Annotated in this window: 10 protein-coding genes; 3 read left to right on the top strand and 7 right to left on the bottom strand. The window is 37.0% G+C overall.

The window, feature by feature from the left end:
- Window positions 1–23: 23 nt before the first annotated feature.
- Together epsC and OM074_RS07600 are read right to left on the bottom strand one after the other, a co-directional pair.
- Entirely contained in the window at window positions 24–671 is a 648-nt protein-coding gene (epsC, locus tag OM074_RS07605; RefSeq protein ID WP_301198861.1) for a serine O-acetyltransferase EpsC, read from the bottom strand.
- A 13-nt stretch (window positions 672–684) separates the two neighbouring features.
- Window positions 685–1,200, bottom strand: coding sequence for a flavodoxin (locus OM074_RS07600; RefSeq protein ID WP_301198860.1), 516 nt, complete (start codon window positions 1,198–1,200; stop codon window positions 685–687).
- 273 nt (window positions 1,201–1,473) lie between these two features.
- Between OM074_RS07600 and OM074_RS07595 the strand changes: the two genes are divergently transcribed.
- Together OM074_RS07595 and OM074_RS07590 are read left to right on the top strand one after the other, a co-directional pair.
- Window positions 1,474–2,376: a helix-turn-helix domain-containing protein gene (locus OM074_RS07595; protein WP_301198859.1), complete on the top strand. Its 903-nt coding sequence runs from the start codon at window positions 1,474–1,476 to the stop codon at window positions 2,374–2,376.
- A 266-nt stretch (window positions 2,377–2,642) separates the two neighbouring features.
- Window positions 2,643–5,522 carry an exo-beta-1,4-galactosidase gene (locus OM074_RS07590; RefSeq protein WP_301198858.1) on the top strand — a complete coding sequence of 960 codons (2,880 nt, stop codon included), beginning with the start codon at window positions 2,643–2,645 and terminating at the stop codon, window positions 5,520–5,522.
- Window positions 5,523–5,606: 84 nt separating this feature from the next.
- Here the strand turns inward: OM074_RS07590 and OM074_RS07585 are convergent, their stop codons facing one another.
- From OM074_RS07585 to OM074_RS07565, 5 genes are all read right to left on the bottom strand, one after another.
- Entirely contained in the window at window positions 5,607–7,181 is a 1,575-nt protein-coding gene (locus OM074_RS07585) for a RagB/SusD family nutrient uptake outer membrane protein (protein WP_301198857.1), read from the bottom strand.
- Window positions 7,182–7,347: 166 nt separating this feature from the next.
- Window positions 7,348–10,422 (bottom strand): SusC/RagA family TonB-linked outer membrane protein, encoded by a 3,075-nt coding sequence (locus OM074_RS07580; protein ID WP_301198856.1) that lies wholly within the window; start codon window positions 10,420–10,422, stop codon window positions 7,348–7,350.
- Window positions 10,423–10,927: 505 nt separating this feature from the next.
- Window positions 10,928–12,547 carry a TlpA family protein disulfide reductase gene (locus OM074_RS07575; protein ID WP_301198855.1) on the bottom strand — a complete coding sequence of 540 codons (1,620 nt, stop codon included), beginning with the start codon at window positions 12,545–12,547 and terminating at the stop codon, window positions 10,928–10,930.
- A gap of 172 nt (window positions 12,548–12,719) precedes the next feature.
- The gene (locus OM074_RS07570) at window positions 12,720–15,716 is read right to left on the bottom strand and encodes a glycoside hydrolase family 2 protein (RefSeq protein ID WP_301198854.1); all 2,997 of its coding nucleotides are present in this window, start codon (window positions 15,714–15,716) and stop codon (window positions 12,720–12,722) included.
- 221 nt (window positions 15,717–15,937) lie between these two features.
- Window positions 15,938–19,567 (bottom strand): hybrid sensor histidine kinase/response regulator transcription factor, encoded by a 3,630-nt coding sequence (locus tag OM074_RS07565; RefSeq protein WP_301198853.1) that lies wholly within the window; start codon window positions 19,565–19,567, stop codon window positions 15,938–15,940.
- Window positions 19,568–19,792: 225 nt separating this feature from the next.
- On the opposite strand from OM074_RS07565, the gene OM074_RS07560 reads away from it, so the two are divergent.
- Window positions 19,793–20,626: a sialate O-acetylesterase gene (locus OM074_RS07560; protein WP_301198852.1), complete on the top strand. Its 834-nt coding sequence runs from the start codon at window positions 19,793–19,795 to the stop codon at window positions 20,624–20,626.
- Window positions 20,627–20,865: the final 239 nt, after the last annotated feature.

Raw genomic sequence — 20,865 nt, 5'->3', positions numbered from 1 at the left:
CCGGGATGAGCGATTGGGGTGTTTTATCCATTACAACATTTATAAGCAGGATATGTTTTTTTCCAAACCTGCATTGTTATTTTTTTCTCGTCTTTTTTATAGTCAGTTCTTTTTAAAGGAAGATCTGTTTTAATGCCATTAAGTTTTACAATCCTGGCAGGAGATCCTATTACCGTTGCATTGGCAGGAACATTATGCATTACAATTACACTCTGCGCTCCAATTTTTACATTGTCAGCTATTGTAACGGGCCCCAGAATTGTAGCTCCTGTGCCAATAAACACCTTGTTTCCGATAGTTGGATGCCGTTTGCCTGTATGGTTTCCTGTTCCCCCAATGGTAACACCATGAAAAATCACACAATTGTCTCCAATTACAGCAGTTTCGCCAATCACCACCCCGTTGCCATGGTCTATAAACAATCCTTTGCCAATTTTTGCCCCGGGATGTATTTCTATTTGAGTTATAAAACGGGATAATTGAGCAAACAGCAAAGCAAAAAAACTGAATATACCTTTATGAAAAGGATTCCTGATTTTGTTGCCCATCCAATATAGCGGGTGTGAGATATACCGGTGCACGGTTATTGCCCAAAATCCCGGATAGAGTAAAAATAATATACCTCCTGCTGCCGGATCATTTTTATTTATTGCTTTAATATCTTCTATCATTAAATTAATTTAGTTAATAGGAAAGTTTCGAAATCCAGTTTTTAACCACTTTGTCGGCCCCATGAACACTGCTTCCCTTTATGGCAATGCCGTTATCAAGTTTTGCAGTAGGGCATAATAGTTTAATATCGCTTAAACCTCCCATGCCGCTTCCCTCGTGGGTGCAAAACGGAATAATGGTTTTACCTGACAAATCGTACGACTGTAAAAATGTAAATACAGCCATGGGAAAAGTGCCCCACCAGTTTGGATAGCCCAGATAAACCACATCGTATTCATCCATATTTTCTACAGTGTTAATTAATTCAGGTCGGGCATTTGCATTGAGCTCCTCTTTAGCTACCCGAGTGGTTTCCATATAATCAACAGGATATTCTTTTATGGTGTCTATTTTAAATAGGTCAGAACCCGTTAGCGACTGAATTTTTTGTGCAATTACTTCTGTGTTGCCAACCGGCAGGTCAACAATATTTCCATTAACGTAATTTTGACCTTTGCGGGAATAGTACGCAATTAAACTCTTTGTCATAACGAAATATCTTTTACAAATTTTACCGATACAAATATCTTACACTTTCGTTACTCAGTTATTATACAAATTACAGGTTTACATACCATTATTACTGATTCGGTTTAAAAGGCTGTTTTTCTACTTATTAAGAGCGTATATTTGTATTAGGTTATGGCTGATAGCTTATAGCTGATAGGACGGCTACGCCTTTAGGACGCTTCGCTTTAGCTTAATCGCTCGCTACTAATCTTGATACTTGATACTTATATTTTGATACTAAAAACATAAACGATGAAAAATATATACAGAATTGAAAAAGTTGCGGATTATAATAAAATAAATGGTGTGGAAACTTTACATCCTTTGGTTAGTATTATTGATTTTTCAAAGGTTGATTCAGAATTCTCTGAACATACCCATTTTTATTATGGTGTTTATGCTGTTTTTCTTAAAGAGGTAAACTGCGGTGAGCTTAGGTATGGACGTAATAAATACGATTACGAAGAAGGAAGTTTGGTGTTTATTTCTCCCGGACAATTATTGGAATTAATCAGAAACCCTGAAGTGACAACAAGGAAGGGATGGGCATTAATATTTCATCCGGATTTAATACATGGAACAAGTTTGGGAAGACACATTTCGGAATATACCTTTTTTTCATACGATATTAACGAAGCTTTGCATATTTCAGAGCGCGAGCGGAGAATGGTTTTAGAGTGTTTTGACAAAATATCATATGAAATTGCCCAGCCTATTGATAAGCACAGCAAAAAGCTGATTGTAAACAATATTCAGTTGTTCCTTGATTATTGTATCCGGTTTTACGACAGGCAGTTTATTACGCGTGAACACCTGAATCAAGGTTCTATAGAGCAGTTCGACAGGGAGCTGAATAATTATTTTGAAACAGAAAAACCTCAAACCATAGGATTGCCATCGGTATCGTACTTTGCCGAAGCGCTTCATCTATCGGCTAACTATTTTGGCGATTTAGTAAAAAAAGAAACAGGCAAGTCAGCTTTGGAGTACATCCATTTAAAAGTGATGAATATTGCCAAAGACCGGGTGCTTGACGAAACAAAATCAGTGAGCGAAGTTGCCTATGAGCTAGGATTTAAATACCCCCAGCATTTTACCCGCATGTTTAAAAAGAGCGTTGGTGTTTCGCCTAGTGAGTATAGAAGTATGAATTAATAATATAGTCCATCATTTCATATGATTTTGCATTTTATAGCTACAGGGATAATCCTATTTTTGAATTTGTAGAATTGTGTAAACATCAACTATCATGATTAAGTACCTGAAGGGAGATTCCTAACCCACCCAGAGCGAGAGATTTCCTCTTCAGAGCCTGTCCCGAACTTGTATTCGGGAGGACGGGGGTGAGTGGTGGGGGCTCTATAAAACAGGAGTTTTCTTGCAGAGACTACTTAAATCCTGATATTAATAAAATAGTGTATATGAAACTATCATTTATTGCCTTTTGTATTGCCGTATTTTTGGTGTCTTGTAATCATAAAACTTCTTCACGAATCGATTTGTCGGGTAATTGGCAATTTGCTGCCGATCCATCAGATACAGGCCAAAAGGAGAAGTGGTACTCACAATCGTTACCTGAAAATGTTGTTTTGCCGGGTTCCATGAAAGACAATGGCAAAGGCGATACCCCCGGTTTAAAAACGCCATGGACAGGAACTATTTATGATAGCTCCTTTTATTTTAATCCAGGCTATGATAAGTTTAGAAAAGAAGGTGATGTAAAATTCCCTTTTTGGCTAACTCCCAATAAATATTATAAAGGTGCAGCCTGGTATCGTAAAGAGGTAAACATCCCGTCAGACTGGGATGGGAAAAGGGTTGTTCTCCATTTAGAAAGGCCCCATTGGCAAACCCGTGTTTGGGTAAATGATGAGCCAGTAGGGTATCAAAACAGTCTTTCCACCCCTCATGAATTTAATATAACCGATGTGGCAAAACCGGGCACAAATTACATTACAATTTGCGTTGATAACAGGACGGATTCGATAAACGTTGGGCCGGATTCTCATTCCGTTTCAGACCATACACAAGGAAACTGGAATGGAATAGTAGGGGATATGTACATTCAATCCGGTTCAAAAGTTTATGTTGAAGATATTCAGCTGTATCCTGATGTGAAAAACAAAATGGTACATACGGTTATTAGCCTGAAAAACATATCGGAATCGGTAGTGGAGGCAGATGTTGTTTTGCAGGTCCGGCTTGTTTCCGGAGAATCCACGTCCTTACCTTTGTTAAGTGAAAAACTGCAGTTGAACAAAGGCACTGAAAAGATAGAAATTGCCTATGCCATGGGTGATGATATGAAATTATGGGATGAATTCAATCCTGATTTTTATCAAATGAAAGTGCTTGTTAAAGATGGTGGTAAAGTCCTGGATGAAAAGAAGGAGGTGTTTGGTATGCGTGAAGTGGCCATTAAAGAGGGTAAGATAATAATTAACGGTAGGGCCGTATTTATGCGGGGTACTCTGGAATGCAATACCTTCCCGTTAACAGGATATCCAGCCACAGATGAAGAGAGTTGGGCAAGGATTTTTGAGGTGTGCAAAAAAAGTGGGTTAAACCATATCCGGTTCCACTCCCATTGTCCCCCCGAGGCTGCCTTTAATGCGGCAGACAAGCTGGGTATTTACTTACAACCCGAGGCGGCAAGTTGGCCAAATCATGGCACTTCTTTAGGCGGCGGGCGACCAACAGACCAGTATGTATTAAATGAAACAGAACGGATTATCAAGGCATATGGAAACCATCCTTCATTTGTGCTGTGGGCATATTGCAATGAGCCGTATGGAAACTATGTTCCGTTTTTAGATAAAAGTTTGGTGGAGTGGAAAACTAAAGACCCCAGAAGAATATATACTGCAGCCTGTATTGGTAAAAGCTGGAGTGTAAACCCGGAGAGTCAGTTTATTGTACGCTCGGTTCCGCGAGGTTTACCGTTTAAGAAACAACCTAATGCCATTTTTAATTACGAAGAAAGGATTGCAGATGAATCCCGTCCGTACATTACCCATGAAATGGGGCAATATTGTGTGTTCCCCGACTTTTCTGAAATAGAAAAATATACAGGGGTATACAAAGCCGGGAATTTTGAAATGTTCAGGGAACTGCTGGAAGAAAAGCATATGGGCGATCAGGGCCATGACTTTTTAATGGCTTCAGGAAAACTGCAGGCTCTTTGTTATAAGGCGGAAATAGAGGCCCAGCTACGAACAACCACCCTGGATGGATTTCAGCTTTTGGGATTAAATGATTTCCCCGGCCAGGGATCGGCAATTATTGGGTTGTTAAATGTGTTTTGGGAAGAAAAGGATTATATAACCAAAGAAGCAATTAGCCGGTTCTGCAATCAAACAGTTCCTTTGGCCGAATTAAGTAAATTTGTTTATACAAACCAGGAAAGTTTAAAATGTCCGGTTTCTGTTTCCCATTATGGGCCAGCAGATCTTGATAATATACAACCATCATATTGCATTACAACAATAAAAGGAGATACGCTGGTTTCAGACAAATTGCAGGCATCAGATATTAAAACAGGAATGTTGAATAGTATAGGAGAAATAGAATTTTTATTGACAGAAATAAAAAAGGCCGTTCAATGCAAGTTGGAAATTTCTGTTGCTAACTATACTAATAGCTGGGATTTTTGGGTATATCCATCCAGGCAAGCGCCTATATCTGAAGATGAGGTTTACTACACCACCAACCTTGATAAAAAGGCCCTGGATAAATTAAAAGAGGGCGGAAAGGTATTTTTAGATGCCTCGGGTAAAGTTGAGAATGGAAAAGATGTTGTGGCCAATTTTACGCCTGTATTCTGGAATACCTCATGGTTTAAAATGCGACCACCGCATACCACAGGGATTCTGGTAAAAGAAGATCATCCTGTATTTTCCGAATTTCCAACATCTTATCATACGAATTATCAGTGGTGGGAAATTTTAAATGGCCGCCAAATTATGTGCGTTGATAGTTTCCCAACACAGCTAAAACCCTTGGTTCAGCCTATTGATACCTGGTTTTTAAACCGTCGCCTCGCTCAGTTGTTTGAAGTAAGGGTAGGAAAAGGGAAGTTGGTTGTATCAACCTTAAATCTGGATCCGGATAATGGCCCGGCATCAGCTCAATTGCGCCAAAGCATTGCAAAATATATGAACTCATCGGAATTTAATCCTAAAGATGAGGTTAAACCGGAAACAGTATTGGAACTGTTTGAAAAGAAAGAGCGACAAAAAGTAAACCTTTATACCGTGGGCACACCCGATGAGTTAAAGCCTAAAAAGAATAAGAGCAAGTAAATTAGAATATTTATTTAATCAAAAAAAGCCTGTTGAGAAACAATTGAAGTTTCCCAACAGGCTTTTATCTAACTTAAATCCCTCTTAATATCCCTCGTTTTGTTTTAATTTATCATTGGCATCCAATGCTGTATTCGGTATTGGGAATAAGTTTCTGAACGACTCTGATACTTCTTTAAATTCCCATGCATCAGTAAACTTGTTAAAGCGTATTAAATCCCTTCTGCGGTGCATTTCAAATGCCAATTCCCTGCTCCTTTCCTCAAAAACATCTTCAAGAGTAACGGATTCCATATCATCGGCATTACTCCTTCTTCTTACAGTATTGATTAGAGGTAAGGCTGATGAGAAATCATTTTTCCTTGCATAAGCCTCCGCTTTCATAAGTAAAATGTCGGCATAGCGGATGTAGGCAATGTCGTTTCCGGCATTTCCACCTTGAGTATTGGGATCAATACCCCACTTTATCCATTTGATACCTGCATTCATGGGTTGGTTACGGATGCCGGTAGCCGGAATAATTTCATATGGAACAGGCCCTTTTGTTGATTTTCCTTCAACATACAAAACAGAATTACCATCAGGTACTAGTTCCTCAACCATAACCGTATTTCCATTTCTTGGATCTTTTAATTCTCCATAATACAGGAACATATCTCTCCTTATATCTCCATCTTCATAAATGTTGTATGCTGATGGCCTGGTGGCAAAACCATTTTGAGGGGTATAAGGCAAATCAAACAGTCCGCCAGAAATACCAGGTAAAACTTTTTGAACCAATGGATGGCCTAAACCTCCGGTAATGTCCGGGGTATATACACCACCAAATATAAATTCTTCATTGTTTTCATTGTTGTATACAAAGTTGTCAAAGTAATCATCCAACAACTTATATGAACCTGAATTAATAACCAAATCGGTGTATTTAATTACATTATCCCAATCTGCAGTTCCTGTATATACTTCTGCATTTAAATATACAACAGCCAATATGCCGTAGGCAGCTTCTTTAGTGATTCGTCCGTAATAGCTATCCGGAGTTTCTGATTTTGCCGGCAAGTCAGGGATTGCCCTTTCTATTTCAGCTATTACAAAATCGTAAACCTGTTTTCTTGTATTTTGTTCAGGCAGGTTTAACGGATCCACTTTTTCTTCGGTAAAGATGGGTACGTTGCCAAAGAGGTCCATTAGATAGAAATAAGAATAAGCTCTTAATGTTACTAATTCAGCAATGGGACCGGTTACTTTATCATCCAGGCCAGAAGATTCTAATGAGGCAATTAAAGCATTGGCCTGACCAACAATGTTAAAAAAGAAATCATAAGTGCTTCTTATGTACGCATGGCCATCATCCCAGGTATGCTGCATCAGACTTTCGAAACTGGCATTTTGCCACCATCCCTGAATTTTTCCATGAACAACCACCTGGTCGCCCGATAACTCCATACACCTGTATTGGGTACCCATTCTGGCAATATCTGTAAAGTTTCTGTATATGCCCGACATAGAGGATAGCACCTGTTCTTCGTTTGAATAAAATGTATCAGGTGTGTATATCGAATAGGTGTCTTCTTCAAGGCTACAGCCCGACATCATTAATAGGAAAAAAGTCAATCCTCCTATTAATATGTTATTGATTTTTATATCTATTTTTTTCATCTCATTATAATTTTTATTTCCAAAGGTATTCGATGCCTGTCCGTTTGTACAGACGGGGAACTCGCCTATAATGTTTTTCCTGTGAGAGAAAATTTTCTCATGGCTCGTTTCATTGACTTATATTTTAAATTACATTATTTATTAAGCTCTTACTATTTATGATTCATTAGAAAGAAAGACTTGCTCCAACCATAAAAGTTCTTGGTCTTGGATATGACAGATAGTCAATACCTGAAGACCTGGTGTTTACTTCAGGATCAAATCCGGAATAGTTTGTAATCACTAGTAAGTTTTTGCCAGATACATATACCCTGGCTTTTTTAATAAAGTCAATTTTTGATACATCAATAGTGTACCCAATGCTTACATTATCCACACGCAGGTAACTTCCATCCTGTATCCATCGCGAAGAAAACTCAGAAGTTTGATCCATGCTGGTACCTGAGGTTAAAGCAGAACGTAAAACATTAACACCAGGAGCAGTGGAAGGATATGAAAATTCTGCTTCGGTATTGTTATATATATCGTTTCCAACAACGCCCCTGATGTTGATAGCAGCATCAAAGTTTTTATATTTAAAATTGTTATTGAAACCAAAAGTAAAATCAGGATCCACATGGCCTATCACTACTTCATCAGCAGTACCATCTCCATCTCCATCTAAATAGGTTTCCATACCGTTTTCGTCGAGACCTGTAAATTTCCGGCCAATAAATGTACCCAAAGGTTCTCCTGGAATAATGATTTTAATGTTGTTGTTGTTGGCTACTACACCAGATCCGTTTGTTGTTCTGATTTCATCACGCTTGAACGTTTCATTTGAAAGCGACTCAACATTGTTTTTATTGGTGGCAAAGTTGATGTTTGTTCTCCATGTAAAATCGGAACCATCCACTACCACGCCACTTAAATTCACTTCAATACCTTTATTGGTAACTTCACCAACATTGGCCCATTGGGTTGAAACAACAGATGGTGCAGCTGTTGAAAAACTTAGCAGCAGGTCAGTTGTTCTTTTGCTGTAATAGTCAATAGAACCGGAAATTCTTTCAGCAAAAAAGCCAAAGTCAACACCGATATTGGTCTGCTTGGTTTCTTCCCACTGCAAATCTTCGTTGGCATAGTTAGTTGGTAATACGGCAGGAACTGCAGATCCGTTTAAATAATAGGTGCTTGATCCTGTTATACCCAATTGTTCCATGTACAGGTAGTTTGGAATTTCCTGGTTACCGGTTACCCCTAAACCCAGGCGTAGCTTTAAGTTGCTTACCTGTGTGCCGGTCAGGAATTCTTCGTCAGCAATATTCCAGGCTAAAGCAGCTGAGGGAAAAGTACCCCACTTATTGTTTCCTCCAAACTTGCTGGAGCCGTCCCGTCGTAGAGTAAAAGTTAACAGGTATTTGTTTTTCAATTTATAGTTAATCCTACCATAATATGATGCCAGCCTGTTGGCTTCTTTAAAAGATGTGTTTGCCAATATGGTACCCGATTGCATTAAGTTCCATTTAGTAACTGTAGATACAAACTGGTTGGCCTGGGTATAGGTATTTTCGTTTTGGAACCTTTGGTAAGAGTACCCTACTAAAGCAGTAATGTGACTGTGGTCTGATATATCTTTATCAAACGTAAAATTGGTTTCAGCAATTACTGATGAATTCTGGAATTTACTGATAGAAGCCCTACCTCCTTCAGTTTCTCCGGCAGGATGTGTATCTGGTATACAAGTATAGCGATTGGTATATTCATTGGATACTCCCAGGTCTAAATTATATTTTAAGAAATCGAAAATATCATAACCAAAACTAATATTACCTAAGAAAACATCGGTTTTTGTTTCATCCAGCACCTCAACCCAGGATACAGGGTTGATACGTAATTCTCCAATTTGATAATAAGATCCATCTTCGTTATATACAGGTAGGGTAGGTGCCCATCGTAACCCGTCCTTTAAAATATTACCTCCTTCATTTCCAATTGAAGATGATATTGGCGTTTTGTCTTCATCAATATGGGAATATGACATGTTTATATCAATTTGAAGCTTGCCCTCTAATGCTTTATGCATCCCATTCAGCCTACTTGTATATTTAGTTAATCCGGATGACAGTATCACACCTTCTTCATCACTGTATCCAAACGAGGCCCTGAAGTTGGAGTTTTCTGACCCACCGGCCATCGAAAGGTTGTGGTTTTGGGTGATTGCGGTCCTGAATATTTGGTCTTGCCAGTTTGTATTGGCACCTTCATCGGGGTAGGCCAAATCGTTGTCTTCTGCAAATTTTCGGTATTCGCTGGCCGATAAAAACGGAAGGTTTTCTGGAACATAGGATATTCCCATAAAGCCATCGTATGACACAAATTCGTTTGATCTTCCTTTGTTTTTTGTAGTAATAATGATAACCCCGTTTGCACCCCGGGATCCATATATAGCTGTGGCCGAGGCATCCTTTAAAATATCAATACTCTCAATATCGCTTGGGTTGATGATGTTTAAAGGATTTGACACATCACTGGATAGGGGAGTTGTGCCTCCTGATGCTCCTAAACTAACGCTGTTGTTGGCACTTCCAAACTGCATGGGTACTCCATCTACAACATATAATGGATCATTACCTGCAGAAATAGAACTGCTACCCCTGATTCTTACTGTAGACGCAGCTCCAGGTGACCCACTCGCCTGTACAATGTTTACCCCTGCTACTTTTCCTTGTAAAATCTGATCAGGAGCCATAGGCAGGGCATCTGCAAAATTATCCGATTTAACCGAGGCAATTGATCCTGTTACTTCTTTTCTGTTTGCTGTTCCGTAACCAATAGCTACTATTTCGTCAAGACCTATAGCACTGCTTTTTAGGATAATATTCAGAATGCTTTTCCCTCCAACTACGACTTCCTGTGATTCCATTCCTACAAAAGAAAAAAGCAAAACGGCATCGTTGGGAACGTTCGATAATAGGTATTCTCCGTTAATGTCAGTAATTGTACCTTCTGTTGTGCCTTTGATGATTACATTTACTCCGGGTATCGCTTCTCCCGATTCATCAGTTACAATTCCCCTTACTTCTTTAGATTCTTGAGTAGTGGTGCTACTGCCGTCTGTTTTTAATGAGCCTTTTTCAGAGGCTGCAGATACAATGCTACACATGGATATGACAAAAAGCAATGCCATAAATTTCATTATCCCGGATGCTCTCTTTTTTGCAGAGATATTACATCCGGAAAAACTAATGTTCTTTTTCATAAATAATAGATTAATGTTTAACAATATGCTGTTGTTAGTGGTTTTTTTTAGTTCTTCATAGACTTAGGACCGAGTAAATTGAAAAAACGGATCTTCAATATAAATATAAATTATCAAAAAGTAACATAAATTAACAAATGGATTTAAACTTATTATATGCAGTTTTCTGCATAAATTCACTTTATTAATCAGTCTTATATACTATGTTCTTTGCTTTGTAGTAAAACTATAGAGAGTCATTTTATAAAACCTATCATAAATGGACAATAGTATTCAAAAAGCGACAAGGTGTGTATTTTTGATTGGAATCCTGGTTGTTAAATGAAATAACACAAAAGGATAATAGCAGGTAATAAGGAGGGATTGCGTATGTTGCGTTTTTATCGAGTGGGTTAATGCAATAAAAGAAAAGAGGGTGTCGTTTTGATACCCTCTTCGTAATTATAAAACGAATCTGATTTATGTTTTTAGATGGAGAAATATTGTGAAGCGTTTTATATTCCGTCTATTTCAACAGCCCATCAAGTATTTTCTTCAGTTCATCCGCACTGGGGTGAATTGCCAGGATAGTTCCATCTTTATCTATTAAAAATGAGCTTCCTCCTGAATTTCCAAGTCCATATTTTTCCCAAATTTTACCGGAATCGTTTAATTCAATTAGATTTAACCAGGGGTATTTATCTTTTTTAGCAGCGTTAATTCCTGATGATATTTCCCTTTCCCTGGCAATACCTACAACCGTAAACCCTTTGTCTTTATACGATTCATATACAGGAATCATGCTTATGGCATTTTTCCGGCACGGACCGCACCATGAGGCCCACATGTCTACTAAAGCTACTTTGCCTTTGATTTGTTCAGACAGAACAACAGGATTGCCATCGAAGTCTTTAGCAGAAACATCTATAAACGAACCTCCAACTTTAATGGAAGTATAGCTCTCAACTATATTGTACAGCTTTTGGGTATATGGGTGTTTGGGGTATTTTTTTGCATAAATGTTATATGAATCTATATAGTCATTAAGATCTTCTTGCGGATTATCAAGGGCTTCTTGTATTTTGTTAACCAATAAACTATAGGCCATTATTGATGAATTGTTTTTGATATAATCCGTGTCATAATCTTTAATTTGTTGACTTAGTTTTTGTGAATGAGAAATCAATTCGTTTGCTTCCCGGGTATAGGCTTCTCCGTTATTATACATTTGTGATAATAATATGCCTAAGCTATCCTTTTGTTTACGGTCGTTTGCCAAGTTGATTTCATTTTGTAATTCAATACATTCAGGAGAATTGTATTTCCCTGCCTTCATTAAACTGTCAAACTGCTGTTGTACCTGTTGAATATTAAATATTGAGTCGGCTTTTGACAAGTGCGTACTGTATTCCTTGTTAGTTGTTCCTCCAATAACTATGTTTTTGTTGAACTCCTCACCAGGAAACAGTTTAAACGAAATAGAATCAGAGTCGGAGAAGAATTTTATGGGTCTCCATGCCCCGTTTAGCATTTCATCAAAAAAAGTTAAGTCGTAAGATTCTATATGTTGGCAGTTTAAGGTGTATTCAAATTTCCCATCCCGGATAGGAATATATATTGCTGAAATGCGCTCATCACCCCGTTCTTTGGTGAGTACTAAACGGCTACTATGGGGGCGGCCTATCACTTCTCCTTGTAATTTGCAGTGTATAGGAGCATCACAGGCTTGAGGTTTAAATGTTTTTATCCCAAAAACTTTAAAGGCATTTTCATATTCACCTTCCATAAAATCAAAGGTATTTTCATTTACACCTAAAGGCTCCATGAATAGTTTAAAACTAATATTCCCGGAGGGGGGCATGGGTACCTCTTTGTCCAGTTCAAAGCCTTCCGAATATAGCAATTTATATACCTGACCCGAGTGTCCTTTTAAATAACTGTTGGAGCTAATCCTTACCCACATTCCAACTCTGTTGTACACATCGCAATACAATATGGTAGTATCATCCTTTAATTCTATTTTGTCAATCTCAAATAATGATGTGTTACTGGTTTCATATTGGGGACGATGAATGGTGTTGTTTTGGGCAATGCCAAGGGTACAAATAAGACAGGATAAGCCTAAAAATAAAAAATACTTTTTCATGGTTTGTTTGTGTTAGTTTTTTTAGAATTGAGGATTTATATAAATGTAATGATGAGTTTATATGTTGTAATAGTTAAGGTTTCAAACGAAAGTAAATAATATCTGTAAAACAAAAAAGCATTTGACTCCTAAAAGTCAAATGCTTTATAATTCAATGAATGTATACAGGAGGCTACATTCCTACGGGTTCATAAAACTCAATTTCTAAAATATTTAAACTGCCCCCTTTGGAGCCTTCCTTTTCAACGCCGGCCAGATCAACTTTTCCGGTTATTTCTACAATGTTAAAAGCATCATCATCGGTAGCAGCTCCGGTTAAAGCAATGCGAACTTTTTTCCCTTTTGTTGGCTTAAAGTTAAAAGTTACATATCCAAGGCTGCGGGGAGATTGGCCTTCAAACACTTTCTTGTTGTCTACAAAAATACTTATGGGGTAACTTTTTCTTCGCCATCCCTTAAGTTTTGCAACCACCTGATTAATGTTTGCTTCTCTTTCCAGTTCATATTCAATAACCCCGGTATTTAAGTGCCCATCATTATGCCATTCTGTAAATTCATTATCGTCGTATGATAACTCAACAGAATCCTGGTTAGAGGAAGCGTTTGCTGAAATTATTTTTAAAGGGATTCTGGATATTTCATAAGAAGGAGTTTGGGGAGTAGGTCCCATTTTTAGGTAAGATGGCAAGTTATCATCTGGCATTACTCCAGAAAGAGCCCTTGTATCTGTTCCCTTGGTTTCAATTGTGATTTTATCTTTTTTAAGATTATCTGACGTGGCCAGAATGCTAATTTTGCCTGCCTTATTGGCAATTGAGCGGACAAAAATCCTGTTTACGCCACATTCAACAGGTAATTGCTTATTTCCAACATAATTATCTTTTCCATGGGCTATACCACCCACAAATTCTCCAGCTCCTTTTACCTCAAAATTGATCATGTTTAAGGCTGTTGGACAGCGATTTCCTGATTCATCAACCACTTCAACCTGAACAATAGCTAAATCCTGGCCATCGGCCACCATGCCATTGAGGTTTTGGATTGAAGTAAGCTTTAGAGAATATGGTTCACCTACGGTTTTATTTATGTCCTCACAAACTGGTTTGCCTTCAGCATTGTAACCTATGGCTTTTAAAGTACCTTTCTCAAATTTCACATTCTTAAAGGTAAATAGGAACCTGTGGCTCTGTTGGCCTTTCCCAAGGCTTTTACCATTTCTAAACAACTCCACTTTATTAGCTGTGGATACAACAATAATATCCTTGGTTACGTTGTTTTCATAATTCCAATGACCTAATATATGGGCCCTAACAGTATCTGTATCAACCCAACCATCCCAAATTACTTTATGAGCCCAGTAATTATCTTTGGGTATGCGCATGGCATCAACCTCTCCACTTCTTCTAAAATTTTGCTCTCCACGGTAGTGTGTGTTGGTATCACTAAAAATAATGTTGGCACCACCAGAACTCACCCTTTTTCCTGTACCCGGGCGCATTTCCCAGTAATCGTACCAACGTACAACATCTTCTATGGCATGAGAATCCTGGTTGTGGTTGTATGGGGAAGCGTCTTTGATTTTACTGCCATTTACATTAGTACCAAAAGTTCCACCTTCTCCATTTTTGTGATAAGGAGCTGTAAAATCGTCCCAATATTTCCGGGAACCCTCATCACGGCTATATTCCATGGCCCAAAAAGGAATGTCGGCACTTTTATTGATATAAAGCATTTCACCCCCATATTCTGCAACTTTGCTATCCAGCATTTCCCTGCTGCCTATGGCTTTACCTCCATAAGGATCATATTTGTTTCGGATCGCTTTCATTTCTGCCATATGCTCTTCTGAGATGCTTTCATTTCCACACTCATAAAACAGGATGCTGGGGTTGTTTCTATTGTAGATAATGGCATCGCGCATCAGCTCTTTTCTTTGTTCCCAGCGCCTTCCTGTAACGTCTTTTTCTGCATCCCCGGCAGGCATGGCATGAATCAGTCCCATCCTGTCAAACGACTCTACATCTTGTTTCCATGGTGTAACATGCATCCAACGCACCATATTTCCATTACCTTCAGTAATCAAACTGTTGCCATAATCACTTAACCAAGCAGGAACAGACATACCCACAGATGGCCACTCATTACTCGTTCTTTGCGCATAACCTTTCATCATGATAACCCGATCATTAAGATAGATCATACCGTTGGCAAATTTTGTTTTTCGGAATCCGGTACGAACTTTAACCTGGTCAACAACTTTCCCATCAATTTTAAGTTCAGAATATACATTATACAGATAACCATATCCCCAGCTCCAAAAGTTTAAATTTGTTACCGTATCTGCAGCATGAATTTCACGCATTCCATTAGGTGACAGGCTATACACATCTCCGGTAAAAGTTTTCACAATATTACCATCCAAATCTTCAATTTTGATATTTAGCTGTACATCAACCATCGATTCAGATTCGTTTTTTACCTGGGTGTCAATATTTACAACTGCTTTTTTAGCTTTTATATCAAAATCGGTTGCATATACGTAAGTGCCAGTTGTTCCCAGAGAGGTATATAACGGTAATGTTTGATAAACATTTGATGTAGTATGTAAAAATACATTTTTGGGGATACCTCCGTAATTGGCATTAAAGTTTTTATCATTCCATTGAAAACCACTTCCGGTATGACGTTCTTTGTATTTCCAATCGTTATCGGTTTTTACCGCAATCACATTTTTTTCAGGATAAGGGCTTAAAAATGGTGTTAAGTCAAACCCAAAAGCCATCACTCCGTTTTCATGAAAACCTATGTATTTTCCATTGATATATACTTCACCCATTTGTCGAACACCTTCAAATTCAACAAACACCTTGTCGTGATTGTTGGTTTCAGGTAATTGAAATGTTTTGCGATACCAAACAATGGAGGTGGACAGGTCAACAATATCTTTCTTAAAAGCTTCATCCTGGTTCCATGCATATGGTAATGTAACTTGCTTCCAGCTGTTGTCATCAAAACCAATTTTCTCTGCCCCTTCCTGATCTCCTACATGTAATTTCCAACCATGGTTGAAATTATACTTCGTTCGTTTGGCATAACAACTATTTATACCAATGCCCATCATAAAGAGCACAAAAGATAAAATTAAAACTGTTGACTTTGTTGTTCTCATCTGATTCATTATTTAAATTCCCTTAGTGTTTTATCGTACAGTGAATATTTGAATTTTATTCATTGTAAAGTAACCCAATATCTTGGGGATGAGGAATGTCTAATTGAGACAACTTGTATCAATTTACGACAAGTAAATATATCATATTATTACTGTATAACTGATCTGTATTGCGAATGCATTGTAAATCAGTAGTGTTGTGTTTGTATTGTAAATAGGTTTCAAACAGGCTGCTCCTTGTATTTTGATGGACTGCATCCAAAATATTTTGAGAAAGATCTGGAAAAGTTTGATTGTTCAGAGAACCCTAATTCAAAAGCTATTTCTGTAATATTTAAATTTGAATTGAGTAACAGATCAGATGCCTTTTCCATCCTTACTTTGGTAATGTATTCATGAACCGTATTTCCGGTTGTTGCCTTTACCTTTCGGGATAATTGTCGCGTACTTATTCTTAATAACCGGGCCAGATCCTCTTGTTTAAAACCCGGTTTGCCAAGGTTTTCTTCAATAGCTTTATTTGCTTTGTTTAAAAAGGCGCTGTCAATAGGATTTATGGATTCTTTTAATTGAGAAGCAAATTTTCTTCCGGCGAGCTTTTCTTGTAATCGTTTCCGGTTCTGAATGATGCTTTCTACTTGTGCTTTAATAACTTCAATATTAAAAGGTTTAGGGATATAAACATCTGCACCTGTTTTTAATCCTTCCACCTGTGAGTTGCTTGATGTTTTTGCAGTCAGCATAATTACAGGTATATGAGAAGTTTTTTCATCGTTTTTTATTTTTGAACACATCTCTATGCCATCCATTTCCGGCATCATTACATCGGTTATTATAATGTCAGGAATATGTTTAAATGCTAAATCCAGTCCCTCAAGTCCGTTGTTTGCCATAAGTATGGAATTGTCTTTTTTTAATTCCTGGTTCAGGTAAGAAAGGATATCCTGGTTGTCCTCAACAATTAGAATAACAGTTTTTGAATCATCAATGGCATCTATGTATTCTCCACCAACCATATTTTCATCAACAAGCTCATCAACTTCTTTTCCTATTTGGTCGTTTTGCCCCCTTACGGGTAGTGTAATAGTTACAGCGGTTCCCTTTTTGTGTTGGCTTGTAATGTCAATTTTGCCATTTAATTGTTCTATCCATTTTTTAGTAAGGGCAAGCCCCATGCCTGAGGTTGATCCCTGAAAAGGTTTGGTGCCTATACTATTAAATGGATCAAAAACTTTATTTAGTTTATTTTTACTTATGCCAACCCCATTATCCGATATTTTGATTTTCAACTGTGTTTCCTCTTGGTTGATAGTTACATCTACATTGACAATTCCTTTATCGGGTGTGTATTTAAACGAATTTGAAATGATGTTTAAGACTATTTTTTTTAATTTATCTTCATCAAATAATCCTATAAAAGTTAAGAAGTTGGTTGAAAAATTGAGTTCAATTTGCCTTTGGTTAGCCATGGCATCAAAGGTTTTCATGGTTTCATATATGATTTTTATACCATCCTTTATTTCGTAATTAAGCTTTATTTTACCGGCCTCTGTTTTTCTAAAATCTAAAATCTGATTAATTAATGATGTAAGATGGGTCACATTTCTGTCTATAATGTCAATATACAGACGTTTTTTGTCGAGACTTATATCCGTAGATTTTAGTTGCTTTACCGGATCTGTGATTAATGTAAGAGGGGTTCTTAATTCATGTGACACATTGGTGAAAAATTCTAACTTCTCTGTGTTTATTTCTTCGTTTTTCTCAGCGTTTAAGCGTTCTAGCAAAATCTTGTTTTTTAATTTCTCACGAGCTTTTAGTTCAAAATATATTAAGTATAATACAGAAAGCACCAGTACTATATATATAATTATAGCATGTGTTGTAGCATACCAAGGCGATGAAACGAATATTTTCAGTTGTTTTTCATCAGACCAAATGCCGTCTGGTGATAAAGCCTTTGCTTTAAAAACGTAATTTCCAGGGGGGATTTTTTTATATGCAACTTTGTTTTCCTTTGTTTCTTGCCAGCTATCATCAATCCCATCGAGCTGATAATAGTATTTTACACCATTAGGATTTTGGTAATAAAAAGCAATCATTTCCAATGAGAAATTCCTGTTTTTATTGGATAATCGTATGTTTTTGGTTTTAAAAAGGGCATGCTCCAGAATCGCGTTTCCATCAATAAGTGTTTGTGGTTCAATTTTAATTCCGGCAACTGATAATGAAGAAAGAAATAATTTGGGTGCCAGGTTGTCTTTCCGGATATTGTTTGGTTGAAATTTAACATACCCTTCTCTGGCTCCAAAATAAAGTATGCTATCCTTGTCGTTAAAAGATGCTCCGTTTAAAAATACCCAATCGTTAGCATGAGTCCCCAGATTATAATGCGTTGTAAAATTATTCTTCAACTCAATTTTAAATAAGCCTTCTTTATGTGTAACCCAAATGTTTCCGGCATTGTCGCCTGTGATTGAACTAATATAACAAGGTTTATTTTGGTTCAGGGAATATATCCCTTTGTGGCTTAAATTATTTGGATTTATTGCACTTACGCCTTCAGATGTCCCTACCCAGATGGTTCCCTGTTTATCCTCATATAAGGCGTAAATTCTGTTTCCTATTACCACATCATCTGATAATATCACGGTATCTTTGATTTCACCCTCAGCATTTCGTTTTAGCCGTATTAAGCCACTGCCTTCTGTCCCTAACCAGATATTTCCTTTCCTATCCTGGTGTATTGCTGTGATGCTATGTTCTCCAATTAATTCCGTCAGATATATATATGTTGTTTCGTGGGTTTGGACATTTATCCTTACTAGTTTATTAAACACCCCCGCCCAAATAAAACCAGAATCAGACTCCGCCAAACAGTATACCGACCATCTGTTAAATTCCGGTTTTGTTTCTTTATTAATAACAGGGACTTTTATTTGGTTCTTATTGTCAAACATTCCCAGCCCATCAACTCCTCCAATCCATATATTGCCATAATGGTCTTTGGTTAATACTCTTACTTGTCTTTGTTTGTTATTAGAGTTGTAGTAAGGATGCTTCAATTGTAATTCACCATCTCTATAAACCGAAATGCCACTATGGTTTGAGGCAAGCCATAATTCTTCATCTGTTTTAAGAATGGCTCTAACAGAGGTTTCAAAGGTGTTTTTATTTTGAGCTTTAAAATTCAGGTTGTAGTCGAAGGGCTTTCTTTTAGAGTCTACTTTGTAAATAGATCCTTCCCTGGTGCCTATCCATATAAAATCCTGATTATCTATGTAAAAAGAGGTTATGTAATCCTCTGTTAAACATCCTGGTTTTTTATAATTAGAAAAATAGGTATGGGCCTTTTGAGTTTTAATATTTATAGATGAAAAATGGTGATTCGATAAATAAAATCTATGGTCTTTTATCACCTTGTCATAATTAAGTTTGAAGGATCTGCTATTGAGTTTTTCTTTTACAGCGTTGTTTACATGGCTGCCTGGAATTCTTATAAAATTGTTGGATGAATAATTATATTTAGTGTATAGGTTATTAAAATCTAAAACCCAGAGTTGTTCTTCTTTATCCAGAATAATATTGCGGATACGGTTTTCTGGTATTGTGGTTGAGTCATTTTTTAAGTTTATATATAATTCAAAATCCAATCCATTAAAACGATATAACCCGTTTTCCGTTCCAAACCATATATAACCAATAGAATCTTTGACAATACCATGTATGGGTGTATTGGGCATATTAGGCAAGCCTTCTATTTTCTCAAAAAAAAGGCTGTTTGAAAGTAGATTTGTACCCAGAGCCAAAAATATAAGGACAACTAATGTGTATTGTTTTAGTTTTTTCACCTTGAAATTTATGTTTGATAAGTGATCTGTTCAACTATTATTCACTACGATAGTATACTCCAATATTAATCAAAAAGAATGTATATTATGGCACAAGGTCAAAATATGACATCAACTGTCTTTGAATGATATGAAAATGTATGATGAAAAGCCTTAATATTGTTGCACAACTTTATCCGTACTTTATTCCAGGGCCTGAATTTTAAAACATATTTAAAGTTAGTTATGTATAAAAATAATATTATCATTTTTTTTATTTTTGTTTCGATCTCTTCAGTATCATGGTCGCAAAACAGGCAAGCAAATTTTCCTCAAGAAGAATTAAAGCCAGTTACGATTCCTGATAAAGACAATGTTTGGGTGTTTATGATGGCCGGACAATCGAATATGGCAGGAAGAGGCTTTGTAGAACCTGGAGATACTATCCCGGATAACCGTATTTTAACCATAAATATGGCGAACGAGGTTATATTAGCCAAAGAACCCTTGCATTTTTATGAACCAAAAATGACCGGTTTAGATTGTGGGATGTCGTTTGCCAGGGAATTATTGGCATATATACCGGATAGTATTAGCATTTTAATGGTACCAACGGCAGTAGGAGGAAGTTCCATTTTAAAGTGGCTTTCAGATGCTCCCCATCGGGGTGTCCCCCTTTTGTCTAATTTTAAAGAAAAGGTAGAAATTGCTCAAAAATATGGAGAAATTAAAGGTGTTCTCTGGCATCAGGGTGAATCTGATATAAAAGCGGATAGAATAAAAAAACGTAAGGAACATTTAGATAGTTTATTTACTCAATTCAGGACAATGGCGGGGAACAAAGAATTACCGATTGTAATGGGAAAGTTGGGGAATTATTCAAAAGATCCTAAAAACTGGAAAAAGATGAATGCCCGGATACAGCGTTATGCAAGGAAGGATAAGTACGCTGTTGCTGTAAATTCAAATGATTTAGCAGACAGGGGAGATAAACTGCATTTTAACTCAGAAGGGCAGCGTGAATTAGGGAAAAGATATGCTAATATTTTTTTAAATAAATTTCGAACTCATGAAGATTAGTTTTTTAGTTTTAATAAAGATATGAGCTTTGAGTTTCTTTTCTCCGGGTCACAAATTCATTAAGTTTATGTAAGTGTTTAATCTTTAGAATTATATCATTAATAAAGAGTTTTATATATAACAGATCGTTAGATTTTAGATTTTAGATAAGAGACTTATTTGCAAGATGCTTAAAATAAGATCTTTACCTAACTTGAGTTGATTTTATTAAGTATCTCATAATCTAACACTTATAAAAA

The organism is Plebeiibacterium marinum (assembly GCF_026013615.1).
GTDB lineage: Bacteria > Bacteroidota > Bacteroidia > Bacteroidales > Marinilabiliaceae > Saccharicrinis > Saccharicrinis marinus_A.
This window is presented reverse-complemented; position numbering and strand designations above follow the sequence as displayed.